This is a genomic window from Corynebacterium tuberculostearicum, assembly GCF_022347385.1.
Classification (GTDB): domain Bacteria; phylum Actinomycetota; class Actinomycetes; order Mycobacteriales; family Mycobacteriaceae; genus Corynebacterium; species Corynebacterium tuberculostearicum_M.
Window position 1 is genome coordinate 48,542 of record NZ_JAKRDT010000003.1, and the last position, 23,580, is coordinate 72,121.

At 62.9% G+C, this 23,580-nt stretch carries 26 protein-coding genes; 15 read left to right on the forward strand and 11 right to left on the reverse strand.

Annotated features, from left to right (window positions below; all coding sequences use genetic code 11):
- Nucleotides 1-12 precede the first annotated feature (12 nt).
- From MHK00_RS02475 to MHK00_RS02485, 3 genes are read right to left on the reverse strand one after another with little or no spacing between them, the layout of a single operon-like run.
- Nucleotides 13-960 carry a DUF808 domain-containing protein gene (locus MHK00_RS02475; protein ID WP_250410248.1) on the reverse strand — a complete coding sequence of 316 codons (948 nt, stop codon included), beginning with the start codon at nucleotides 958-960 and terminating at the stop codon, nucleotides 13-15.
- 3 nt (nucleotides 961-963) lie between these two features.
- Nucleotides 964-1,500 carry a ribonuclease FAU-1 family protein gene (locus MHK00_RS02480; RefSeq protein ID WP_005323560.1) on the reverse strand — a complete coding sequence of 179 codons (537 nt, stop codon included), beginning with the start codon at nucleotides 1,498-1,500 and terminating at the stop codon, nucleotides 964-966.
- Nucleotides 1,501-2,277 (reverse strand): Rv1157c family protein, encoded by a 777-nt coding sequence (locus tag MHK00_RS02485; RefSeq protein WP_005323559.1) that lies wholly within the window; start codon nucleotides 2,275-2,277, stop codon nucleotides 1,501-1,503.
- 227 nt (nucleotides 2,278-2,504) lie between these two features.
- Between MHK00_RS02485 and typA the strand changes: the two genes are divergently transcribed.
- Nucleotides 2,505-4,415: a translational GTPase TypA gene (gene typA / locus MHK00_RS02490; protein ID WP_250410249.1), complete on the forward strand. Its 1,911-nt coding sequence runs from the start codon at nucleotides 2,505-2,507 to the stop codon at nucleotides 4,413-4,415.
- A gap of 11 nt (nucleotides 4,416-4,426) precedes the next feature.
- Here typA and MHK00_RS02495 read toward each other — a convergent pair whose 3' ends face one another.
- Nucleotides 4,427-5,089, reverse strand: coding sequence for a GOLPH3/VPS74 family protein (locus MHK00_RS02495; RefSeq protein WP_250410250.1), 663 nt, complete (start codon nucleotides 5,087-5,089; stop codon nucleotides 4,427-4,429).
- An 89-nt stretch (nucleotides 5,090-5,178) separates the two neighbouring features.
- Here MHK00_RS02495 and MHK00_RS02500 point away from each other — a divergent pair, with 89 nt between their 5' ends.
- The 7 genes from MHK00_RS02500 to MHK00_RS02530 are packed head-to-tail and all read left to right on the forward strand — an operon-like array spanning nucleotide 5,179 to nucleotide 10,941.
- Nucleotides 5,179-6,810, forward strand: a complete 1,632-nt coding sequence (locus MHK00_RS02500) for an ABC transporter family substrate-binding protein (protein WP_250410252.1) — start codon at nucleotides 5,179-5,181, stop codon at nucleotides 6,808-6,810.
- Nucleotides 6,800-7,669 (forward strand): PIG-L family deacetylase, encoded by an 870-nt coding sequence (locus tag MHK00_RS02505; RefSeq protein ID WP_250410254.1) that lies wholly within the window; start codon nucleotides 6,800-6,802, stop codon nucleotides 7,667-7,669. Before MHK00_RS02500 ends, MHK00_RS02505 begins: the two co-directional genes overlap by 11 nt.
- Nucleotides 7,669-8,046: a hypothetical protein gene (locus MHK00_RS02510; protein WP_198492828.1), complete on the forward strand. Its 378-nt coding sequence runs from the start codon at nucleotides 7,669-7,671 to the stop codon at nucleotides 8,044-8,046. The genes MHK00_RS02505 and MHK00_RS02510 overlap by 1 nt, the downstream gene beginning before the upstream one ends.
- Before the next feature lie 53 nt (nucleotides 8,047-8,099).
- Nucleotides 8,100-8,423: a ferredoxin gene (gene fdxA, locus MHK00_RS02515; protein ID WP_005327491.1), complete on the forward strand. Its 324-nt coding sequence runs from the start codon at nucleotides 8,100-8,102 to the stop codon at nucleotides 8,421-8,423.
- Between the two features lie 3 nt (nucleotides 8,424-8,426).
- Nucleotides 8,427-9,515 carry a succinyldiaminopimelate transaminase gene (gene dapC, locus MHK00_RS02520; RefSeq protein WP_250410256.1) on the forward strand — a complete coding sequence of 363 codons (1,089 nt, stop codon included), beginning with the start codon at nucleotides 8,427-8,429 and terminating at the stop codon, nucleotides 9,513-9,515.
- On the forward strand, nucleotides 9,472-10,347 hold the full coding sequence (locus MHK00_RS02525; protein WP_250410257.1) for a pseudouridine synthase: 876 nt from the start codon (nucleotides 9,472-9,474) through the stop codon (nucleotides 10,345-10,347). The genes dapC and MHK00_RS02525 overlap by 44 nt, the downstream gene beginning before the upstream one ends.
- Before the next feature lie 30 nt (nucleotides 10,348-10,377).
- Complete coding sequence (locus MHK00_RS02530; RefSeq protein ID WP_250410259.1) at nucleotides 10,378-10,941, forward strand: GtrA family protein; 564 nt, start codon at nucleotides 10,378-10,380, stop codon at nucleotides 10,939-10,941.
- Between the two features lie 322 nt (nucleotides 10,942-11,263).
- Here the strand turns inward: MHK00_RS02530 and MHK00_RS02535 are convergent, their stop codons facing one another.
- The 6 genes from MHK00_RS02535 to MHK00_RS02560 all read right to left on the reverse strand — a co-directional run bounded on the left by MHK00_RS02535 (nucleotide 11,264) and on the right by MHK00_RS02560 (nucleotide 16,955).
- Nucleotides 11,264-11,746 (reverse strand): transcriptional regulator, encoded by a 483-nt coding sequence (locus MHK00_RS02535; RefSeq protein WP_250410261.1) that lies wholly within the window; start codon nucleotides 11,744-11,746, stop codon nucleotides 11,264-11,266.
- Entirely contained in the window at nucleotides 11,739-11,948 is a 210-nt protein-coding gene (locus tag MHK00_RS02540; protein ID WP_225747157.1) for a helix-turn-helix transcriptional regulator, read from the reverse strand. The genes MHK00_RS02535 and MHK00_RS02540 overlap by 8 nt, the downstream gene beginning before the upstream one ends.
- A 57-nt stretch (nucleotides 11,949-12,005) precedes the next feature.
- Nucleotides 12,006-12,863: a type IV toxin-antitoxin system AbiEi family antitoxin domain-containing protein gene (locus MHK00_RS02545; RefSeq protein ID WP_250410263.1), complete on the reverse strand. Its 858-nt coding sequence runs from the start codon at nucleotides 12,861-12,863 to the stop codon at nucleotides 12,006-12,008.
- Nucleotides 12,864-13,176: 313 nt separating this feature from the next.
- The gene (locus tag MHK00_RS02550) at nucleotides 13,177-14,508 is read right to left on the reverse strand and encodes an amino acid permease (protein ID WP_250410395.1); all 1,332 of its coding nucleotides are present in this window, start codon (nucleotides 14,506-14,508) and stop codon (nucleotides 13,177-13,179) included.
- A gap of 99 nt (nucleotides 14,509-14,607) precedes the next feature.
- On the reverse strand, nucleotides 14,608-15,579 hold the full coding sequence (dapD, locus tag MHK00_RS02555) for a 2,3,4,5-tetrahydropyridine-2,6-dicarboxylate N-succinyltransferase (protein ID WP_250410265.1): 972 nt from the start codon (nucleotides 15,577-15,579) through the stop codon (nucleotides 14,608-14,610).
- Between the two features lie 17 nt (nucleotides 15,580-15,596).
- Nucleotides 15,597-16,955 (reverse strand): amino acid permease, encoded by a 1,359-nt coding sequence (locus MHK00_RS02560; protein WP_250410267.1) that lies wholly within the window; start codon nucleotides 16,953-16,955, stop codon nucleotides 15,597-15,599.
- Nucleotides 16,956-17,044: 89 nt separating this feature from the next.
- On the opposite strand from MHK00_RS02560, the gene dapE reads away from it, so the two are divergent.
- Genes dapE through MHK00_RS02595 form a run of 7 tightly spaced genes read left to right on the forward strand, consistent with a single transcriptional unit; the run spans nucleotide 17,045 to nucleotide 21,800 of the window.
- Complete coding sequence (gene dapE, locus MHK00_RS02565; RefSeq protein ID WP_250410270.1) at nucleotides 17,045-18,133, forward strand: succinyl-diaminopimelate desuccinylase; 1,089 nt, start codon at nucleotides 17,045-17,047, stop codon at nucleotides 18,131-18,133.
- Between the two features lie 2 nt (nucleotides 18,134-18,135).
- Complete coding sequence (locus MHK00_RS02570; RefSeq protein ID WP_005327506.1) at nucleotides 18,136-18,900, forward strand: LOG family protein; 765 nt, start codon at nucleotides 18,136-18,138, stop codon at nucleotides 18,898-18,900.
- 14 nt (nucleotides 18,901-18,914) lie between these two features.
- On the forward strand, nucleotides 18,915-19,727 hold the full coding sequence (gene folP / locus MHK00_RS02575) for a dihydropteroate synthase (protein WP_250410397.1): 813 nt from the start codon (nucleotides 18,915-18,917) through the stop codon (nucleotides 19,725-19,727).
- Nucleotides 19,724-20,446 (forward strand): glucosyl-3-phosphoglycerate synthase, encoded by a 723-nt coding sequence (locus tag MHK00_RS02580; RefSeq protein ID WP_250410271.1) that lies wholly within the window; start codon nucleotides 19,724-19,726, stop codon nucleotides 20,444-20,446. Before folP ends, MHK00_RS02580 begins: the two co-directional genes overlap by 4 nt.
- A gap of 3 nt (nucleotides 20,447-20,449) precedes the next feature.
- The gene (locus tag MHK00_RS02585; RefSeq protein WP_005327512.1) at nucleotides 20,450-20,743 is read left to right on the forward strand and encodes a DivIVA domain-containing protein; all 294 of its coding nucleotides are present in this window, start codon (nucleotides 20,450-20,452) and stop codon (nucleotides 20,741-20,743) included.
- A gap of 13 nt (nucleotides 20,744-20,756) precedes the next feature.
- Nucleotides 20,757-20,924 (forward strand): DUF3117 domain-containing protein, encoded by a 168-nt coding sequence (locus tag MHK00_RS02590; RefSeq protein ID WP_005323535.1) that lies wholly within the window; start codon nucleotides 20,757-20,759, stop codon nucleotides 20,922-20,924.
- Between the two features lie 9 nt (nucleotides 20,925-20,933).
- Nucleotides 20,934-21,800, forward strand: a complete 867-nt coding sequence (locus MHK00_RS02595; RefSeq protein WP_049377983.1) for a methyltransferase domain-containing protein — start codon at nucleotides 20,934-20,936, stop codon at nucleotides 21,798-21,800.
- Nucleotides 21,801-22,136: 336 nt separating this feature from the next.
- Here the strand turns inward: MHK00_RS02595 and MHK00_RS02600 are convergent, their stop codons facing one another.
- A complete protein-coding gene (locus tag MHK00_RS02600; protein WP_250410273.1) occupies nucleotides 22,137-23,579 on the reverse strand; it encodes a GH32 C-terminal domain-containing protein in 1,443 nt (480 codons plus the stop codon).
- Nucleotide 23,580 lies beyond the last annotated feature (1 nt).

Genomic DNA, 23,580 nt, shown 5'->3' on the forward strand with positions numbered 1-23,580 from the left:
GGCCACGGCGTTTTAAGCCTCCGCCGGCTGGGCGGAGGTGGCCGAGGTCTTGCCAAAGGAGGCCTTGACCGCCATCACGATGGTGGCAACCACTACGCCAAGCACTAGGCCGCAGACCATGGACATGCCGGTATCCGCCAGCCATGCCAGGGCGCCATTGGAGATCTTCTCAGTCACGGACGCGATGAATTCATGTGGCTGATCCATACCGAATTCGTGCAGGCCCTTGACCACGATATGGCCGCCTACCCACAGCATGGCGGCGGTACCGATGACGCCGATGATATCGAGAACGATCGGCATGCCCTTGACCAAGGTGTTGCCCACCGTGGACTTGCCATTGTGGCGCTTATTAAGGGCCATGCCAATATCGTCCATCTTGACCAAGAGGCCAACGGCGCCGTAGACACCCAGGGTCAGCAAGATACCGACGAAGATGAGGGCACCCAGGCGCATCCAGAATGGCTGGTCGATGACCTCATTCAAGGAAATGACCATGATCTCGGCAGACAAAATGAGATCCGTGGTGATAGCGGACTTGACCAAGCTATCTTCGGCGTCTGCGCCCTTTTCCTGGACTGATTCAGTTTCCTTCTCTCGGTGGGGAAGAAGGTGATGCAGGATTTTTTCCGCGCCTTCAAAGCATAGATAGGTACCGCCGCACATCAAGATGGGCGTGAGCGCCCACGGCGCGATCCAAGAGAGGATCATGGCGATGGGCAAGATGATTACGAGCTTATTGATGAGCGAGCCCTTGGTAATGCGCCAGATCATCGGCAACTCGCGCTGGGGCTTAATTCCCTCCACGTATTGTGGGGTTACGGCAGCATCGTCGACCACCACGCCTGCGGCCTTCACGGAGGTCTTGCCCGCAAGGGCGGCCACATCGTCAACGCTAGAGGCAGCGGAGCGGGCGATCAGGGCGACGTCGTCAAGCAGGGCAAAAAGGCCACCGGCCATAAATTATCCTTCTGGGGTTAAGGTGATGTTATCGGACCACGTTAAGTGTATCCCCTGATGCGCCAGCCAAGCCATCGCATCATCACCGCTGCGAGTAATGCCCTCGACCGCGGCAAGTGTGGTGTCGATCGCCTTCTCGGCGTCCTCGGCGGAAATCAAACCGGCGGAGGTTGCGGCAGAGAGTTCATCAATATCGAGCACGGAAATGGGCTCGCCGCGCGTGGCAACAAGATCCACATAAAGATCGCGGGTGGTCCACACCGCGCCATCGCGTTGGATTTCGGCCACATCAATATAGAAGTCCTGGTGGACGTCTACACCAGGGCGGAAATGGAAGATATTGGCGCGCAGGTTGAGATCGGGCAGCAGCCACGATTCCAGGTAGCCAAAGCGCGGGTGATCGGCGCCGCGCGCCATGTAGAGGCCGAAATCCGTCTCGGTGTACGTGTCGACCTCGCGCAGGAAACCCTTGGGGTCGGTATTGGTGTACTCGGCGGTATTAAAGGTCTCGCGCTTGACCGGATGGAGATCCGCCGGCATCTACTTCACCTCAAGGAAGGCGGCGGTGGGGGCAAAATTGCAGCGGGATTCCTGGGTGTTTACGCCGCCAGAAAGCAGTGCGATGACGGTGCCCTTGCCAGTCTGGGCGGTGCCGGACAAGGTGGTAGGGCCGTCTTGATTGATGCCGTTGTTATTCAGTGGGGTGACGCCGCTGCGCAGGGTGTCAAGGTTGAACCACTGCACGTTCATCCCGCCTTGTTCGCGTGCGGCCGGTGGGGTGCCGAGGGCGGTGAAGAGGAAGACGGTTTCGCCAGGCTTTGCTCCCGGTGCTGGCATTTCGGTGGGGCCAGGAACAGCGATGGCCGAGCCCATGGCATCGCTGGTGCCGCCAATGCAGTGTGCGGAAACTGTGGGCCAGTAGAACTGGCGGAAGTTCGGGTTATTGCCCTCTGGCATGGCTACGCCGCCCTTGCCATTGCCGCCGCCGGCGAAGAACGCGAGGCCCGACAAGATGGCGTTGCGAACATCCTCGGGAATCCAAGGTTGTGCCGCAAAAGCGCGGATGCGGTCCTGGGTTTCCTGATTGGGGCGGCCGAGCTCGTCCAGCGGGCTATGGGAGGATGCCTGCTGCACCAAGGAAGAAAGATCCGGTGCGGAAGCCTGCGCAGGGGCGACGAGCGGAGAGGCGAGGCCAATGAGCGCGGCCGTGGCAGCGGCGATATAACCGGTGCGGCTGGACAGGCGCCAGGTGGTGCGGGCGTGGCTCACGTTATCAATTCCTTGGGTGCGGTCTCGGGATGGGCGTTCAAGCCCCATTAGTCACATTTGTAACAATATTACCTACAGTAACGATAGTGATGGCAAGGGCGGTGTCAAGTATTTTGGCAATCTATAAGAGTTTTCGCTCTCCCTATACGGTGCGTTACGGGGTAAAGCCATCCCCAATGCTGCACTTGGCCCTTTAAGGGGGTATCGTGGGAGCTCGTTCAAGATCAATTTCGCGCGCGCAAGCGCTGTAGATCCTCCGAAGGAGAACCCCACTAGTGAGTAATACCGAGTTCCGTAATGTTGCCATCGTCGCGCACGTTGACCATGGCAAGACCACCCTGGTCAACGGCATGCTGGAGCAGTCCGGTGCCTTTGGTGACCACGGTGAACACACGGACCGCGTCATGGACTCCAATGATCAGGAGCGCGAGCGCGGCATTACCATTCTGGCCAAGAACACGGCGATTCACCGCAAGGGTCTGGGCAAGGACGGCCAGGACCTGATTATTAACGTCATCGACACCCCAGGCCACGCCGACTTCGGTGGCGAGGTCGAGCGCGGTATTTCCATGGTGGATGGCGTCGTCTTGCTCGTCGATGCCTCCGAGGGACCGCTGCCGCAGACCCGCTTCGTGCTCACCAAGGCACTGGAAGCCAAGCTGCCAGTTATCATCTGCGTGAACAAGACTGACCGCCCGGATGCCCGCATCGACGAGGTTGTCTCCGAATCCCAAGACCTCCTGCTGGAAATCGCCGCCGGCCTGGAGGATGAGGAAGCTGCAGCCGCCGCCGAGGAGCTGCTGGACCTGCCGGTTCTCTACGCTTCCGGCCGCGCCGGCGTTGCCTCCACCGAGAACCCAGGCGATGGCAACGTCCCTGAGGGCGAGGATCTGCAGCCGCTTTTCGACGTCATCTACAACGTCCTCCCAGAGCCTTCCGCTACCGTCGACGCCCCACTGCAGGCGCACGTGACCAACCTGGACGCCTCCGACTTCCTGGGCCGTATCGCGCTGCTGCGTATCTACGCCGGCCGCATCAAGAAGGGCCAGCAGGTGGCCTGGATCCACTACGACGAGGATGGCAACCAGCACACCAAGACCGTGAAGGTCGCCGAGCTGCTGCGCACCGTCGGCTTCGAGCGTCAGCCGGCCGAGGAAGCCATCGCCGGTGACATCGTGGCGATCTCCGGCATTTCTGACGTCATGATTGGTGACACCATCGCCGATCCAGAGAACCCAGAGGCCCTGCCGCGCATCACCGTGGACGAGCCGGCCATCTCCATGACCATCGGCGTTAACACTTCCCCGATGGCAGGCCAGGGCGGCGGCGATAAGCTCACCGCACGTATGGTCAAGGCCCGCTTGGAGCAGGAGCTCATCGGTAACGTGTCCCTGCGCGTGCTGCCTACCGAGCGTCCCGATGCTTGGGAGGTCCAGGGCCGTGGCGAAATGGCGCTGTCCGTGCTCATCGAGTCCATGCGTCGCGAGGGCTTCGAGCTGACCATCGGCAAGCCGCAGGTTGTGACCAAGGAAATCGACGGCAAGACCTACGAGCCATACGAGATCCTCACCATTGACTCCCCGTCCGAGCACCAGGGTGCTATCACCCAGCTGCTGGCCACCCGCAAGGGCCAGATGCAGGCCATGGACGTGCGCGAGGGCGACTGGGTACGCATGACCTTCCGCGTTCCTGCCCGCGGCCTCATCGGCTTCCGCACCCAGTTCATGACGGAGACCCGCGGTGCCGGAATCGCTAACTCCATCTCCGATGGTTTGGATGTCTGGGCCGGCGAGATCAAGTCCCGCCCGACCGGTTCCCTGGTGGCTGACCGCACCGGCCAGATTACCCAGTACGCGCTGATGCAGCTGGCTGACCGCGGCAACTTCTTCGTCGAGCCGGGTGCCGAGGCTTATGAGGGCATGGTCGTTGGTGCCAATAACCGCGATGAGGATATTGACATCAACATCACCAAGGAAAAGAAGCTGACCAATATGCGCTCCGCTACCGCGGATGCCACGGTCACCCTGGCTAAGGCTCACACCCTTTCCCTGGAAGAGGCGCTGGAATTCTGTGGCAACGACGAGTGCGTCGAGGTCGCCCCAGACGTCCTGCGCGTGCGCAAGGTAGAGCTTTCCGCTACCGACCGCAAGCGTGCTGCTGCTCGCAAGAAGCAGATGAATAAGTAAAAAGCTGCACCCTAGGTGATGGTGATTGCTGCTGAAGCGGCCACCATCGCCGCAACCGCTGCCGCCTCCTCAACTACGGCCTTGACCGCAGAGGAGGCGGTTTTGTCATACTCGACCTCTTCTTTGATTTCCTGAATGCGCGCCCGCATCTCGCGGCGCTTCATTCCCTCCGCATCGTTTTTCAGCAGGGTATAGGCGCCGCTGACCTCGCGGAGGATATCGAGGATGATGACGTCATTGACCTCGGCTGGCCGCTGCGCCTCTAAGACTGCAACCAACCGCTCGCGCAGTTCCTTTTCCAGCTCCAAGTCCGTCATGATGTAGCGGTCGCCGCTTATCTGCCACCACTTGGCCTTTTCTACGTCAAGCTGTCCATTCGCGTGGAGATCCAAGGCGATGATTTCCCGCGGGGTAAACCACGAGGCCTCCAAGAGGCTCTGCATGCTGGTGGCCTTGTGCTGCTGCAGCTCCTCCCAAGCCCACGCCAACACGGGGTGATCCGGGCGCTGTGGAGTGGTCTCTACCTTCTTTTTCTCACCGAGCTCTACGTGCCCGCCCAGCAGCAGGTCCGTGAGTACGGTGGCGCGCAGAGCGGCCTCATTATTGGACACCCAGTCTTCCTGCTTGCCGTTGTCCTTGGTCAGGAGAAGGAACATTTCTTGGCAGATGAGCATTGTGGACTCCTTAAAAGTTGCGGTCTATGGCCGAGTCTAGCGCCAATAATCTTCGTTTCGGCGGGGTAGAGGGACTAAAGTAGTCCGCGATGAAAAAGAATCCGGCTTCACCAAGGCGCGCGGCGTCGGCAATCGCAGCGGTACTCAGCACCGCCAGCCTTGCACTACTTAGCGCCTGCGCGGCTAACCCCGGCCCACCACCGGTGGTGGAGGACCATTCCTCCGCGCTGCAAGAAGATCAGACCACCAGCACGCCAACCCCGGAAGAAGAGCAGCCGCAGGATGCTGACTCCGCCAAGCGCCCCACCATCTCGGTGGGCGTGGATCCCTTGCGCGCGGGATTGAACCCGCACCTGGTGGCCAATAACTCCGAGCTGGTCGACCAGATTGCAGAACTGGTGCTGCCCTCAGCGTTCCACAACGGGCAAAGGGACGCCGATATCCTCGAATCCGCCTCTGAGGTCATCGCGCCTAAGGGCGTGGCGCAGCGGGTGCGCTACGTCATTGCCTCGCCCGCACAATGGTCCGATGGCACACCCATTTCCGGCGCGGACTTTAGCTACCTGTGGAAGCAGATGACCACCACCGCCGGTGTGCGCGATCCCGCCGGCTACCACGCCATATCGGCCGTCAATACTTCCGATGGCGGCCGCGTAGTCACCGTGGACTTTTCTGAGAAGGTGAAAGATTGGCACCTGCTTTTTCATAATTTGCTGCCTTCCCACCTGCTGCAGGACGATAACTTTGGCTCTGCTTTAGCCGATAAGATTCCGGCATCGGCCGGGCGCTTCCTCGTCGACAGCGTGGACCGCGGCCGCGGAGTCATTACCTTGAACCGGAACGACCGCTTCTGGGGTGCTAATCCGGCGCAGGTGGACGTCATCCAGCTGCGCGAGGTGCGTGATAGCACCCAGGCGCTTAATATGCTGCGCTCCGGGCAGATTGGTTTCGCGGACTTCACGCCTGGCCAAACCTCGCAGGAGGCACTGGGCCTTTTGGGGCATGTTTCCGATAAGACACTGACCCGCCCGCGCCAGCTGCGCCTGCACATGTCCACCGCGGATGGAGCCCTGGAAGAAAAGGAAGCGCGCCGCGGATTGGCCTCGCTGATTGATACGGACCAGGTCGCGCGCTTGGCCACCGGCCGCGCCTCCAACCTCGAAACGGGGAATAACCCTATAAGTAAGGACACGGACCTCACTGCGCTGCGCACCCGCGCTAGTAAGAAGCCGATTCGTTTTGCGGTAGACCCCACCAGTCCCACGGCCTTGGCTGCGGCCAATACTCTTTATGACGTCCTCGAAGCACACGGGATCGCCGCCGAGGTGGTGTCCGAGCGCCTGACCACGATCACCTCCAAGCTCCTGCCCGAAGGCGAGGTGGATGCGGTAGTGACCTGGGAGGATATCTCCCTGAATTCGGTGGCCGCGGCAAATATCTTCAGTTGCGATGACAAGCAGCCGCTTGCCGGCGACCTGTCCGGAATCTGCCCGGAGAACGCGGAGGAGATTCGCGAGGAGATTTTATCCGGCGCCCTGAGCCCGAAGGAAGCACTCGGACGCATTCGCGATGTGAACTCTAAAGAAGCCCTCTACGTGCCTTTGGTGGATGAGACGCGTATCCACGCGCTCGGGGAGGGTATTGTAGGCCCCGGCCAAAGCATCGATGATTGGGACGAGGGTCTTATCACCGCGCCCCGCTGGAGGATAGATGAAGACTAAGGACCTAACCGGCTACCGCGTGGTGGCAGTGCACGCCCACCCGGATGATGAAACCCTCTTTATGGGTGGCACCCTGGCAACCCTAGCCGCACGCGGCGCCGAGGTTATCGTCATTACGCTTACCTTGGGCGAGGACGGCGAGGTCATCGGCGAGCCTTACCAAGGCTTGGCCGATCATGATCAGCTCGGCGGTTTCCGCGCCCGCGAATTAGCCAATGCCCTCGATGCCCTGGGCGTCAAGGGGATCCAGCTGGGCGGGTTCGGCCACTTCCATGACTCCGGCATGGCAGGCTCTCCCTCGCACGAGAACCCGCGTGCACTGGTCAATCGCATCGAGGAAGCGGCCGATTTCCTGAGCGACGAGCTCGAGGCCATCCAGCCCCACGCCATCTTGACCTACGGGCCCGATGGTGGCTACGGGCACCCAGACCACATTGCGGTGCATAAGGCGGTGATGAAGGCGGCGTCGCCAAGCACGCGCATTTGGTACGGCATTTTTGAACGCGCCGCCAATTATGCCGGCCTGGACACCCTGGATGCGCCGGCCGGGTGGACCGAGCCCAGCCAAGAGTACTTGGACAATTTCACTAACGAGGGCGCGGATGTCACCGTCGCTCTTTCCGACGCCGCCCTTGACGCCAAGCGCAGCGCCATGCGCGCCCACGCCTCCCAAATCTGGGTGGCCGATGGCTCCACGACCCGCACCAACCCCGAGGCCGCCGTGGCCGCGCTGCACGAACCCGAGCACGTGTCCGGAGCCTACGGTCTATCCAACCTGCTGGTTATGCCCTTGCTGCGCGCCGAGTACTTCCAGCTGGGCCAGGGCGAGCCGGCCGACGACCTGTTGGGCGGCCTGTAATGCGCACGGATTATAGCCGCGGCGAGCAGGTCACCGGCCTAGTGTGGCTGGCCATCGGCGCGTTGCTCTCGGTCTTCCTCGAGGTGATCTACCTCACCGCCCGCATTCCGCTATCCAATGGGGCGAGTGTGGCTTTTCCCATCACCATCCTGCTTGCGTGGTGGTTTAACTCCGTGCTCACCCGCACCGCCCGGTTATGGAGCCCCGCGCCGATGGTCGGCGCCATCCCGCTCATCGTCTGGTGCTTGGGCTTTTTCGCCTTCATGCTCCTCGTACCGATGACAGGAGACATGCTCTTGGCCAATAATATTCTCAGCCTGCTCCTGCTTTTGGCCGGGATAGGCGGGGGCGTTTGGCCATTTTTCAAGCAGAAGTGACATACTGTTAAACATCCCAAATCCGTGACATCAGGAAGTTTCAAGGAATCTCCATGACTTATACGATCGCACAGCCTTGCGTTGACGTAATGGACCGCGGCTGCGTTGAGGAATGCCCTGTTGACTGCATCTACGAGGGCAAGCGCATGCTCTACATCCACCCGGATGAGTGCGTGGACTGCGGTGCCTGCGAGCCCGCATGCCCGGTTGAGGCCATCTTCTACGAGGATGATGTTCCCGATGAGTGGCTGGACTACAACGACGCCAACGCCGCTTTCTTCGATGACCTAGGCTCCCCGGGCGGAGCGGCGGCCCTCGGCCCGCAGGACTTTGACGTCCCGATGATTGCCGCGCTTCCGCCACAGAATCAGGAGTAAGACATGGCACGCACACCGCTAGGAAAGACGCTTCCAGACTTCCCCTGGGATTCGCTGGCCGGCGCCAAGAAGAAGGCCCAGGCCCACCCGGGTGGAATCGTTGACCTCTCGGTGGGCAACCCCGTTGACCCTGTGTCCCCGGGCGTGCAGCTCGCGTTGACCGCAGCCGCGCAGAACCCTGGTTACCCGCAGACCGCCGGCACCCCGGAGTTGCGCGAGGCCATCGCCGCCGCGCTCACCCGCCGCTATAACATGCAGGTGGACCGCGTCCTGCCGGTGGTCGGCACCAAAGAGGCCATCGCTTGGCTGCCCACGCTTCTGGGCATGCGCGGCGAGACCGTCGCCTTCCCCTCGGTGGCCTATCCCACCTATGAGGTGGGCGCCCTGCTCGCCGGTGCTAAGCCGCTGCGCGCGGATTCCGATTTCCAGGATGCCTCCCTGGTCTTTTTGAATTCGCCGTCCAATCCCACCGGCCGCGTCCTTGGCGTGGAGGAGCTGCGCCGCATCGTGGCGTGGGCGCGCGAGACCGGCGCCATCATCGCCTCCGATGAGTGCTATATGAGCTTGGGCTGGAACGACGAAAATCCACCGGTATCCATCCTCGATCCGCGCGTGACCGATGGCGATAACACCGGGCTTATTGCCATGCATTCGCTATCCAAGACCGCGAATATGGCCTCTTACCGCGCCGGCTTCTTCGCGGGCGATAATGACCTCATCGACGAGCTACTGCTACTGCGCAAGCACGCCGGTCTCATCGTTCCAGGTCCCATCCAGGCCGCCATGGTCGCCGCGCTAAACGACGACGACACCGAGGCCCTCCAGCGCAACCGCTACGCCTCCCGCCGTGCGGTGCTCATGCACGCGCTTGTCGACGCCGGCTTTACCATCGACCACTCCGATGCCGGCCTGTACTTGTGGGCCACCCGGGGCGAGAATTGCCGCGAGACCATCGACTGGCTTGCCGAGCGCGGCATCCTCGCGGCCCCGGGTGACTTCTACGGCCCGGCAGGCGAGAAGCACGTGCGCATCGGCCTCAATGGCACCGATGAGCGCATCGATGCCGCCGTGGACCGCCTCGCCGGTGCCTAATTCCGGCAGGCCTCCCGCCCGCGCGGGCATTTCGCCGCGCAAAACGGTCCTGCGCGGCCGTGTGCCAGAGGAAGGGGAGTACTTCGCCGCCCGTGCCGGCGACTCTCCCTTTTCGCCCGGCACCGTGCTGCCGCTCGGCGCCGCACTTCCGCACCCCGTGCCCGCCTGGTACCACCCTGCGGTGCCGCCGGAGCGCCCGATTCCTTTCGACTACTCCGTGGTCCACGCCGACAGCGATCTCATCGTGGCCGATAAGCCGCACTTCCTGCCCACGACCACCAACGGACGCCTCCAGCGCGAAACTCTGCAAACCCGCCTGCGCGTGGACTTTGGCGAGGACGACATCGTACCCCTGCACCGCCTAGACCGCCTGACCACTGGCCTCGTCATCTGCTCCCGCAATCCCGAAACCCGCGCCGCCTACCAGCGCATCTTCCTGGAGGGGAGTGCGGTGAAGAGATATCGTGGCGTCGTCAAGCAGCCGCTTTTCGTGGACCGGGAAATTGACCTGCGCATGCGCAAGCCCCGCGGGTCGCGCCAGGTGCTCGTGGCCCCCGAAGGTACACTGACCTCCACGTATGTGCGCGCCGCCGGCCGGAAGGTGACCATGTGGCCGCGCACCGGACATACCCACCAACTGCGCGTGCTGCTCAATCACCTCGGCCACCCGCTGCTCGGCGACGATACCTATCCCACCCCGCGCGAGCTCGACCTCTATGATTTCCGAACCCCGCTCGCGCTGCTCCATGAGGCTATCGCTTTTATAGATCCTCTATCACATTCCGAGCGTCAATTTTTCAGTTCCCAGGCCTTAAGAACTACAATCGAGTAGTTATTTAATCACTGGCTAGAAAGGCGGCCCATGGCAGACCTCAGCGTCGCGCGCTTTGTGTCCAATTTTGGGCAGTTTCTCAAATTCGGCATCGTCGGCGGTTCCGGTACCGCGGTTAACCTCATTACCTCGGTCCTAGCGAAGAAGTGGGGCTGGGCATGCTTCGAAGCGATGCCCAATGACCCGTTGGTCAACCTCTTCGGAACCCAATTTCACCTGCGCTGGTTCATGCTGTATTCCACCATCGCTTTCCTGGTTGCGAATACGTGGAACTACCAGCTCAACCGCATGTGGACCTTCAAGTCAGTGTCGAAAGTGTCTTGGATTCGCGGATTCTTCCCCTTCTTGCTCGCCGGTATTGGTGCTTTCTTGGTATCGATCGCGATTCAGCACCTGCTGATGAATCCCACCTCTCCGCTCCATTTGCCGGCCGATATTCTGGATGATTCCACCGGCCTGCGCACGATGTATTACTGGGCAAACGCCATTTCCATCATCGTGGCGATGCCCATCAACTTCGTCATCAACAAGCTGTGGACCTTCCGCTCGAAGCCGAAGGCGCCTCAGGTTGTCCAGGAAACTGAACCTGCCTAGCCAGGTCCCGGGCCGGCCTCATCCGCCTCGCTCCGACCCGCCTCATCGCCCGATCTGCCCATCGCCCCTTGGCCCCACCGCCCTTCGCGCTCACCAGCTCACGGCGATGGGGCTTTTTCTTGCTGCCGGTGAGCGCGAAGGGGGGCGTCGGCAAGCAATGCACCCGTCGCGGTCACCGGCATGTCTGCGACGACGGTGGGTGAGCCTCTCGGTGAGCGCGAAGGGGCGGTACCTCCCTACGCGCTCACTGGGGAAGAAAAACGCGAGAGCCCGCCGTCCGCGGTGAGCGCGAAGGGCGGGTGACGGGGGAGCGGGAGGGGGACTAGTCTTCGAGCTCGGCGTCGAGACGGGCCTGGTCGCGGCGGTGCTGGCGGCGACGAATGAAGGGGGTGAGGATAAGCGCCGTGATTGCACCGACGGCGGTGCCGAGGAGGTAAGAGGCGGGGTTGTGGCCGTCGGCAGGCGCGTAGGCGTTATAGGCAATGCCAGCGAACATGGCGATGAGCGGGATGAAGTAGACGGCCATTGCCGTCCAATTGCGGCCGACCGGTGGGGTGGCGACGCGTTGGCGCATCCACGCGGTGCCGATCGTGTTGCCGAGGATAGACGGTACGAGCGCGAGGAAGCACAGCATACTCATTTGGCCAGGGAGTACCCAGGCGAGGATTGCGGCAACGACGAGCTCGAGGAATGGGATGAGAGTGATGCCAATTGCGCAGGCTTTATAGAGCGTGTCGCGTTCGAATTCATCGCGAGTGGCGCGCTCGATTTCATTGAGGGAGTAGTTGGCAATGGCGTTAATCATGTTGTTCAGCTCCAAAGATTTCTTCGACGGTTTTTCCTAGTTCGTGGCAAATGTCCAGTGCGAGGTGCACGGAAGGGGAGTAATTGCCCCGTTCGATATTGGCGATGGTCTGGCGGGAGACGCCGGCTTTTTCAGCGAGTTCAGCTTGTGATAATTCGAGCCAGCGGCGCCATTTGCGGACCATGTTGGGGTGGTCGGCCATCTGGACTCCTTTACTGTGTGTCTTGCTTACATGTCCTAATGTAAAGGATAATTGTCATTAAAGCAAATGTTTCACACATAGATGCCACTTCCAGTAGGGCTGAGTTGCTGAGGTCGGAAGCTCAGGGTTGCGGCCTTTTAGCACCTCAAGAGTGGCTTTGATAAGCAGGATGGCTTCGCTGAGGTGGTATTTGATGTCGTCGGCAGTAAAGCGCAAAACCGTATATCCGTGGGCGACGGCCGCGTTTTGTTTGGACCGGTCAGCTTGAAAGGTCTCGCTGTGCTTGTGGTATTCCCAGCCATCGACCTCCACAAGGAGCCTTCCAATCCTGAGATCAAAGCGGTACCCCGCAATGAGAGCATTGTGTTCTGGGAAAATTCCTTCAGTGCGCAGCTTTCTGCTTAAAGTGCGCTCCGGTGGGCTATCCGCTCCAATCGCGGCGTGCCGGATCGTCTCTTTTAGACTCCTTGGGACGCGCCGCATTCGCCGACGGTCCGTTTCTAGACGGCCGGGGCCGTGTTTTCCTCGGTAGTGTTCTTCCAGAAGAGGCCTGCACGCACGCGAAATCCTTCGCGCGGCCCACAGCGGTTGCACTACCGGAAGGCCGTTGATCTTGTGCGTAGCCCGAAGCCGCGAGTGTGAAACGCGAAAGTTCTTCCCTTTCAAAGTGCGCGGTCCCTCCGCTTCCAGAGGAAACGTCAGCTGCCGGCCGAGGTAAATTTCTTGCGCCGTCTTTCCCGTGAAATGGATGCGGCTGAGCCCATGCGCCAGCGCCCGCGCCACCGCCCAGGGCGTCCATTCATCGGTATAAATCCCCCTGTGCACGCGATACAGCTTCCCCTCGCGCACTTTGCGACGAATCGCATCCTTGCTCAAACCTTGCCCGCGTAGTTCCGCGGTAGTCCATTCCCCCATGGGGCTTAACCTAAGCGGTCGTGTTGAGCTGTAGCTATGCGCGTCGCGGCATCCTGTGGATAACCCTGGGGTTGGGGGCGATTTTCCGCTGCGTGGTCTGGATAGCTGTGGATAACTTCCCTTCGCGCTCACCGGCGGCCCCGGGTGGCCCCGATTTGTGCTCCCCGTGAGCGCGACGGGAGGGGCGTGGGCAGAGCTCGCCGTAGGCGCTCACCAGGTGACGAAAAAGAGAGACCCCGCCTCGTGCCGGTGAGCGCGAAGGGCGGGGAGGGGCCAAGGGGAGTGGGCGAGCCGTGCCTCCAGGGGCGAGGGGCTAGGTGAGGGGCAGCGTCGAGGTCGGGTTGATGCCGCGAACCTTGGAATTGATAACGCCGGCGATGGCGAGCACCACGAACATGGCGGCGGCGGAGAGGAGTTGGGTGCGGGCGGTGGCGTCGGTAAGCATGAGTACCGCGATGGCCGCAAAGAGGGCGAGGGCGAACCAGGTGAGGTAGGGGAAGGCCCACATGCGGATGGGGAGGGGATGGAGGGCCTCGAGCTGGCGGCGCAGGCGCAGCTGGCTGACGGCGATGAAGACCCAGACGATGAGCAGGGAGGCGCCGGCGGCGTTGAGCATGAAAGTAAGGAGCCAGCCGGTATCGGCGTAGTTGAGCACCACCATGACGGCCGAGAGGAGGACAGACAGGCCGATGGCGGTGGTAGGAACGCCGTCCTTATTGGTGGTAGTGAAGATGCGCGGGGCCTCGCCGCGGGAGGCTAGGGAATGCATCATGCGGGAGGAGGCGTAAATCTGCGAGTTGAAGGCGGAGAGCAGCGCGAGGACGATGACGACCTCCATGATGCCGGCCGCGCCCGGGATGCCGGCGCGCTCGAGGACCATGGTGAAAGGGGATTCCGCGGCCGTGGAGGCGCCGCCCAAGATGGAATAGGGCAGGAGGAACGTGATGACGAGGACGGAGCCTAGGTAGAACACGGAAATACGCAAGATGGTGGAGCGCACGGCGTTGACTAGGGATTTCTCGGGGTCTTCGGATTCGGCAGAAGCGATGGCAACCACCTCGATGCCGCCGAAGGCGAAGGCTACGGCCAACAGGCCAGCCGCGACGCCGCCGAGGCCATTGGGCATGAAGCCGTCCTCAAGGAAGACGGAGGTGCCAATGAAGGAATGGCCGGGCAGGAGGCCCAGGATGAGCAGCGCGCCGATGATGAGAAAGGCCACGATGACAACGACCTTGATGAGGGCGAACCAGTACTCGAATTCGCCGAAGCTGCGAACGCGCAGCAGGTTGACGATGCCGAAGAGGGCCACGCAGATGGCGGCGGGAATCCACGGCGAGACGTTGAACCAAGAGCCGATGAAGCCGGCCGCGCCGGTGATTTCGGCGCCCAGCACGGCGACGGTAGCTAGCCAATAAATCCAGCCCTGGGTAAAGCCCGCCCAGCGGCCGATGCCGTGTTCGGCGTATTCGGAAAAGGAGCCGGAGGCGGGGATAACGGTGCCCATCTCGCCCAGCATCTGCATCACCAAAATGGCCAGAAAGCCTGCGATGACGTAGGCGAGGAGCACGGCGGGGCCGGCGGCGGAGATGCCGACGCCGGTGCCCAAGAAGAGTCCGGCACCGATGGTGGAGCCTAGCCCCATCATGGTCAGGTGGCGGACCTTCAGGCCAGAACCGAGGGTGGAGGAGTTATCAGTCACCCCTCCATCTTATTTTGCCCGATTGGGCTATAGGAATCGGGGGTGTTAATTCTTGTGCAGCTCGTCGTTAAGCGCGACGGCCTCGGCCTTCCACTCCACGGCCTCAACCGCACCGGAGACGGAGTTGCGGCGCAGCAGCATGCCGGAGGCACCGGAGAGCTGGGAGCCCTTGACGTTCTCGCCATTGTCGACGCCCAGTGCTTCCGCGACCTTGCCAAAGACGGCGACCTTGGTGCCGGCGGTGACGTAGAGGCCGGCTTCGACCACGGCGTCGTCGCCAAGCGAAATGCCGATGCCGGAGTTGGCGCCGAGTAGGCAGCGCTCGCCGATGGAGATGACCTCCTTGCCGCCGCCGGATAGGGTGCCCATGATGGACGCGCCGCCGCCGATATCGGAGCCATCGCCCACGACGACGCCCGCGGAAATGCGGCCCTCCACCATGGAAGCGCCGAGGGTGCCGGCGTTGAAGTTGACGAAGCCCTCGTGCATGACGGTGGTGCCCTCAGCCAGGTGGGCGCCCAGGCGCACGCGGTCTGCGTCACCGATGCGGACGCCGGACGGCACAACGTAGTCCACCATGCGGGGGAACTTGTCCACGGAGTAGACAACGACCGGGCCGCGGGAGGCCAGGCGGCCGCGCACCATTTGGAAATCGGACACGGCGCACGGGCCGTAGTTGGTCCAGACCACGTTATTGAGGTGGCCGAAGATGCCATCCATATTCAGGCCGTGCGGCTTGACCGCGCGGTGGGAGAGGAGGTGCAGGCGCAGGTAAGCATCGTAGGTATCGACGGGGGCCTCATCCAGATCCTTGATGGAGGTCTCAACGGCGACGCGGGCTACGCCGCGCTCCTCGTCCGGGCCAGCAAGCGCGGAGAACTGCTGGGGAACCTCCTCCAAGCGCTTGGTCTCGGTGGTCTCTACGTTCTTATCGGTGTATACGGCCGGGAACCATACGTCCAAGACGGTGCCGTCATGGGTAATGGTTGCTAGGCCACGTGCGGATGCAGAAGTCATGCCCGCTAGCTTAGCAACTACTTCTGCGCCTCCGCGCGCTGGCCGGTGGGAAGCACAAAGGACAAGATGACGAGCACCGCGGCGAGGATGAGCACCGAGATGACCTGGTTACGCGCGGCCGGATCAAAGAGCATCAGCAGGGTCAGTCCGGCCAGGGCGGCGGCCGTAACCCACGGAAGCCAGGGGAAGCCGGGTACGTGGATCTCGGTCAGCTCGCCATTATCGCGCAGGACGGGGTGCAACTTGATAAAGGAAGCCACGATGAAGGACCAGATGACCAGCAGGCACCCTCCGACCGCGTTGAAGAGGAAGGCCAGAAGCCCTGGCGGGTTCCAGAACTGCAGGCCCACCGAAGCGAAGGCGAAGACCATGGACAAGATGACGGCGTTGATGGGGGAGCCGGCGCGGTTTTGCTTGAGGAAGAATCCCGGGGCGCAGTGGTCCTTGGCCATATCAAAGACCAAGCGGGAGGTGGCGTAAATCTGCGCGTTGAAGGCAGATAGCAGCGCTAGGGCGATAATGGCCTCCATGAAGCCGGCCGCAAACGGAATCTTGGCGGCCGCGAGCACCAGGGTAAAGGGGGAATCGGCCGCGACGTCGGCGTCCTGGATGGAGCTAAACGGCAGCGCCATGGTGATCACCACGATGGAGCCGATGTAGAAAATCATGATGCGCACGATGATGGCGCGCACCGCGGTGGCCACGTTGTGCGCCGGGTTCTCGGATTCGGCCGCCGCAATGGTTACCAGCTCGATGCCGCCAAAGGCAAAGGCAACGGCCAGCAAACCGGCGGCGAAGCCCGGAATGCCATTGGGCAGGAAGTTATCGGTGAAGTTGGTACCGGCCAAGGAGAAATCCATGCCCGGCAGGATGCCCAGCGCCATGAGTACGCCGATGACGAGGAAGGCGACGATGACGCCAACCTTGATGATGGCGAACCAGAACTCGAACTCACCAAAACCGCCCACGGCCGCGAAGTTGACCACCGCGAAAAACGCCACGGCGATAAGCGCTGGAATCCATGGGGCAATATCGAACCAATTGGAAATGATGGCGGCCGCGCCGGTGATTTCGGCGCCCATGACCATGATCAGCATGAACCAGTAAATCCACCCCATGGTAAAGCGCGCCCAGTGGCCATAGGCCTGGCCGGCGTAGGTGGAAAATGACCCCAAAGAGGGGCGGGCGGCGGCCATCTCACCAAGCATCCACGTCACCAGTGCGATGAGTGCGCCGGCCACGGCATAGGAGATGAGGACGGAGGTGCCGGACATCTGGATGCCGAGGCCCACGCCGAGGAAAAGACCGGCGCCTACGGCAGAGCCAAGGCCCATCATCGTGAGATGACGGGATTTCAATTGAGTGGCTTCGGCCATTGTTATCACCTTAGGGAGGACGAATTATTTGCAGTGAAGTGAACTTTACACAATGCGGTGAGCTGCGCGGAGCGCTAGCATGGCGCTTTGTGACTTTAGATCTATATGCAGACCCCATCGAACTAACCAAGGCGCTCGTAGATATTCCGAGCCCCTCCCACCATGAGGAGGCCATCGCAGACGCTATCGAAGAAGCGCTGCGCGGATTGGACGTCGAGGTTGCCCGCTACGGCAATACCGTGTGCGCCCGCACGAACCGCGGGCTAGGTTCCCGCGTGGTGCTCGCCGGCCACATTGATACCGTTCCGTTGGCAGAAAATGTACCGCATCACATGGAGACCTCTGAAGACGGGGTAGAGATTATGTGGGGCTGCGGCACCGTGGACATGAAGTCCGGCATGGCCGTCTACCTCAATGCCTTTGCCCAGCTGCACGAAGCGGACGAGCTCAAACATGACCTGACCGTCATCGCCTACGAGGGCGAAGAAGTAGCCACTGAATTTAATGGCCTGGGCCACCTGCAAAAAGACCACCCGGAGTGGCTCGAGGGCGACTTCGCTCTTCTGGGCGAGCCCTCCGGCGCCATGGTGGAGGCTGGCTGCCAGGGCTCCATTCGCCTGCGCGTGACGGCCCATGGCACCCGCGCGCACTCGGCCCGCGCGTGGCTCGGATCCAACGCAGCACACAAGCTCGCGCCCATTATGAGCCGCATCGCCGCCTATGAGTCCCGCGATGTCACCATCGATGGCTGCACCTACCGCGAGGGCCTCAACATCGTCCACCTCGAGTCCGGCGTTGCCACCAATACGCTGCCGGATGAGGCATGGATGTTTGTAAACTTCCGCTTTGCGCCGGACCGCACGAGCGACGAGGCGCTGGAGTATATGAAGTCCATCATCGGCGAGGAAGAAGATGTCACCATCGAGATCGATGACATCGCGCCGGCCGCCCAGCCCGGTTTGGGCCAGCCGGCGGCCAAGGCTCTTATCGACGCCGTCGGGGGCAACGTCCGCGCCAAGTACGGCTGGACCGACGTTGCCCGCTTCTCCGAAATGGGCACCCCGGCCGTAAACTTCGGTGCCGGCGACCCCGGGTTCGCGCATAAGAAGGATGAGCAGGTCCCCACCGCGCAGATCGCCGAAGTATCCACCGCCCTCCTGAACTACCTGAAGGGATAATAATGACCCCCGAACAGATGCGCACCCTGCGCGGCCCGATGCTGCTGCGCACCGAAGGCGAGCAGGCCTCCACCTTTGACCAGCGGCTCTTGGAGTCCGGCGCGGACCATGAGTGGCAGCACGCCGATCCGTGGCGCGTCCTGCGCATCCAAGGCGAGTTCGTCGCTGGCTTCGATGCGCTTTCCAAGCTGCCGAAGGCCGTTACCGTCTTCGGCTCCGCGCGCACCACGCCGGAGGATGCGAGCTACCAGCTCGGCGTCGAGGTCGGCCGCAAACTGGCCGAGCACTCCTATGCCGTCATCACCGGCGGCGGCCCCGGCATCATGGAGGCAGCCAACCGCGGCGCCCACGAGGCCGGCGGGCTCTCCGTGGGCTTGGGCATCGAGCTTCCCCACGAGCAGGGCCTTAACGAGTATGTGGATCTGGGCCTGAATTTCCGCTACTTCTTTGCCCGCAAGACGATGTTCTTGAAGTACTCGCAGGCCTTCATCTGCCTGCCTGGTGGCATGGGCACGATGGATGAGTTCTTCGAGGTCATGTGCATGGTCCAGACCGGAAAAGTGACCAATTACCCCATCGTGCTCATGGGCACCGAGTACTGGTCCGGCCTGCTGGAATGGATGGAAAAGACCCTGGCGGCCAGCGGCTATATCAACGAAGGTGACCGAGAGCTTTTCCTGCTTACCGACGACCCCGATGAAGCCCTCGCCCACATCATCCAGCGCCACCAAGTCATGAGCGATAAGCGCATCAGGGAGCCGCGTTGAGCCTCGCGCGCGTGATGGCGATTGTCAATCGCACCCCGGATTCCTTCTATGACAAGGGCGCAACCTTTGACCTCGACCCGGCGCTGCGCCGTTGTGATGAGGTAATCGCGGCCGGTGCGTCGATCGTCGATATAGGCGGCGTGAAGGCTGGCCCCGGCAAGGCTGTGGACGCGGCGGAGGAAATCGACCGCGTGGTGCCGACCATCGAGAAGGTACACGAGCGCCACCCGGACGTGCTCATCTCCGTCGATACTTGGCGCAGCGAGGTGGCAGAGGCCGCCATCGCAGCCGGCGCCGGCCTAGTCAATGACACGTGGGCCGGGTGGGACCCCGAGCTCATCGAGGTCGCCGGCCACCACCGCGTAGGCTACGTGTGCTCGCACACCGGCGGCATCACCCCGCGCACCCGGCCGCATCGCGTCCACTTCGACGACGTGGTGGCCGATGTCATCGCGGAAACCACCCAACTGGCCGAGCGCGCCGCCTCCCTCGGCTGCCCGGAGGATTTGACCTTCATCGATCCGACGCATGACTTTGGCAAGAACACCTTCCACGGGCTCGAGCTCCTGCGGCGTATCGACGAGGTCGTGGCCACCGGCTGGCCGGTGCTCATGGCGCTATCCAATAAGGACTTCGTGGGCGAGACGCTCGACCGCGGGGTAGGCGAGCGCGTGGCCGGCACCCTGGCCGCCACCGCGTGGTCCGCCGCCCGCGGCGTGGCCGCCTTTCGTGTGCACGAGGTGGCCGAGACGGCCGATGTCATCCGCATGACCGCCGCCATCCAAGGCAAGGTGGCCCCGCTAGCAACCACGCGAGGCCTTGCATGAGCGTCTCCGTTATCATCCCGGCGCTCAACGAGGAGGGCACCGTCGCGGACGTCGTGCGCGCCTGCCTCGCCGATGATCCCCTGGAAGTGCTCGTCATCGACGCCGACTCCACCGACGCCACCGCCTCCCGCGCTGCCGCCGCCGGAGCGGACGTGCGCAATTGGCGCGATATCCTCCCAGAGGAACCGCGACCCGGTAAGGGCGAATCCCTCTGGCGCGGGGTTGCCGCGGCGAAGGGAGATATCGTCGTTTTTGTCGATGCCGACCTCGAATCCGCCGCGCCCGGCATGGTCTCGGCCTTGGCCGCGCCCTTCGCCGACCCCAAGGTGGAGATGGTCAAAGCCCGCTACCGCCGCAGCCTCAACGGCCAGCCCACCGGCGGCGGCCGCGTGACCGAACTGACCGCCAAGCCGCTCATCAAGCAGCTCTTTCCCGAGCTCGCCCACATCGATCAGCCCCTCGGCGGCGAATACGCACTGCGCCGCGCCACCGCCCTAGAACTGCCCTTCGTGGAAGGGTATGGGGTGGAAGCGGGGCTAATGGTGGACGTCGGCAAGCGGGGCACAATCGCACAGGTAGACCTGGGCACGCGGGTACACCGCAACCGGCCGCTGCACGAGCTGGCGCCGATGGCCGAGGTAGTCGCGCGCACGCTGCTCGCCCGCGCCGGGGTCATCGCTCCCGTTGCTCAACGCCCGCCGCTAAAAGGTAAGGTTTAAGCCATGCTGTCTTGGATTATGCTCCTCCTTGTCCTCATCGCCCTGACCGTCATCGGCACCTGGGTGTGGGGCTCCATCTTTGGCCGCGGCGAGGTCATGCACCCGCTCGACGAGCCGCAGAAGGTGCGCGAAAATAACCGCGCCGCCCTCCGCGAAGGCCGCCTTGACCAGGTAAAATTCGAGGTAGTTCCTCGTGGATACCGCCAGGACCAGGTAGACGATCTCCTCGCGCAACTGGAGGAACAACTATCTTCCGCGCAGAAAAGGTCTAAGCTGGAAGGAAAAGAAGTTAACTAAAAGGAGACTCACTATGGCAGCAATGAAGCCGCGCACCACGGGCGGAGAAATGGAAGCAGTAGAGGAGTCCCGCAAAATCGTCATGCGCATCCCCTCGGATGGCGGCGGTCGCATCGTCATTGAGCTGAGCAAGGACGAAGCCGCCGAGCTCGGTTCCCTGTTGACCGAGGTTTCTAGCTAGTCTAGGTACATGCTTTCTCATATCGTCGACATTCTGGCCGATCCCAATGATGGCACCGCGCTTTCTGGTGCCGATGATTTCTCTCGCCTCGTTTCGGAATCCGGCCACTCCTTTGATGTGGCCAAGCAGGGCTACGTCACCTTGGCCGCCGGCGCCGGACTCAAGCATAAGGGCGATGACATGGATATGGTCAACGCCCGCGAGACCTATTTGGCCATGGGCCACTTCGCGCCCTTCGTCGAGGCAGTAACCGGGGCCGTCCAGGACGCACTGGATTCCGCCTCCCTGGCCGAGTCCAAGCCCGCCTCCCTCCTCGAGGTGGGCGCCGGCACCGGCTACTACCTGGCCCACACCCTGGACTCCATCGCGGAGGCCCGTGGCGTCGGCCTCGACATTTCCCCGCACGCCGCGAAGCACTTGGCTAAGTGCCACCCGCGCGTCGGCGCCGTCGTGGCCGATGTATGGGAGCGCCTGCCCATCCGGGATGAGTCCGTCGACGCCATTTCCGTCGTCTTCGCCCCGCGTAATCCCGCCGAGTTCCAGCGCGTGCTCGCCCCAGGCGGCCAGGTCATCGTCTTGACCCCCGGCGCCGGACACCTGGATGAGCTGCGCGAGCCGCTCGGCATCCTCGGCGTGGAAGAAGGCAAGGTCGAGCGCATGTATGAGCAGGCCGAGGGCTTCCTCGAGCAGGCGGCCGACCCGGTCGATATCTCGTTCCCCATCGAGCTTGATAAGGCCTCCGTCGCCGCCCAGGTGGGCATGAGCCCGTCCGCGCGCCACATCAGCGCCGGCGAACTCGCCGAGCGCATGGCGGCTCTGCCCCCGACGCTCACGGTCACCGCCCGCGCCCGCTTGGATCGCCTCCGCGCCGTCTAGCTCCCGGCTGGCCACAGCCACCTCCACCGCCCTTCGCGCTCACCGGCAGCGCGTGGGGCGGTTCTTTCGTCTCCCCAGTGAGCGCGAGGGGAGGTTGCTCACCCTTGCCGCTCACCGGCACACGCTTTCCGACGTCCCAGCTTCTCCCCGTGAGCGCGAAGGGCGGTGTGTGGAGGAACGCGGGGCGCCGCCACCCGGCGATGTGGATTGAAAACGAAATCCCCGCCCTTGCCGCTCACCAGGGGAGGCGGGACCGCGGTGGGCGGCCGCGCCGGTGAGCGCGAAGGGCGGGGTGAGGAGAAACGGGGTCGGGTGAGGCGGCGCTGAGAGCCGGGGTTAGAGCTTGGAGCCGGAGCGCTGCCAGTCCTGCTCGATGACGGCATCGCCGGAGGTCTCGACTCGCAGGCCCGAGCAGCCGCCTTCGAAGTAGACGCGAGAGGCCATGGCGATGAGACCGCCGTCGACGAATACCTCAACCGTGGAGCCGTCTTGGATGATGGTGAGGGTATCGGAGTCGCCTTCGGCAAGCGTGGCGGTGGCGGGCTCGGAATCGGCGAAACAGTGGTCGAAGGCCTTGTTCATGGAGCGATCGAGGCTGATGTCGTCGCCGGAGTGGCAGATGGTGGCGGCGGGGTCACCGGCGCCGTCGAGAAGTGTGACCGTTACGCAGGAACCGGAAGGGACCTCCATGACGCCGGTCCAGGAACGGGCGTAATCGGAGAGCTTGACGGCATCGGGCAGGCCGCGGGCGGGTGCTTGGTAGAGGACGCCGCCCTCGAGGGTGACTCGGCGGGGCAGGGACAGGGCATTGGCCCAGCCTTCGGCCTCCCAGGAAGCGTGCTTGGTGGCGTCGTCGCCGCGGCCGTTGCCGTTGAGGAGGCCGACGATGACGGCCCGCTCGTAGCGCTGCTCTGGGGTGAGAGTGCCGGTGGTCGTATTGGTATTGCGCGGACGGGAGAAGTCGTGGCCGAAGTCTACGCGACGGAAGCCGGAGACCACGGTAAAGGTGGTGCCCTCCAGCCGGCCGACGAGGTAGCCGGAGACGTCGCGGCCGCCGCGCTCTAGGGTGACGAAGAGGACGTCGTAGATATTGCCGTCGACCTCATCGCGCAGGCGGACCAAGCGCGGCGAGACGACCGGCGGGATGGGCGAGGTAGCGGGGACCTCGCCTTCGAGGAAGCCAGGGTCGCCGTCGAACTTGAGGCTGCCGCGCAGCCGCCAAGACACGCCATCGGCCGATTCGAGGATGACGGGAACCGGGGCGTCGGAGTGGCCGGTGAGCGCGAGCATGAGCCAACCGTCGTGGCCGTCATCGCGATCCTCGGAGGCCCAGTCGGGCACCACGGAGGGGGAGCGGAAGTGATCGAAGTTGCGGGTATTGCCTACGACCTCGCCAAAACGAACGACATTGGGGTCGAGGGCCTGGGGGTCATCGGAGACCTCGCAGATTTCGTCCACATCGGCGTAGCGGGCGAGGTGAACCGCGATACCGGCGGCGGTCACGGAAGTGAAGTAAAGGTGGATATCGTCCGGGCCTTGGGCTACGGAACCGGCACGCAGGGAGAGCTCGCCGCCAACGGGCGCGAGGGCATCGTCGCAGTCCAACCAGTCAAAGGGAGACTCTTCGGAGTAGGTGTGTCCCCAGCGGGCAGGGGAGTCCGCGGTGGGGCGGTACTGGTAGAACAGGTGCCAGGTATCGCCGTCGCGCAGGATACCAGCGGGGGCGTCGAGGACGCCGTCTTCGGGGACAAAATGCAGTTCGGGGCGGTGAGTTGTCACG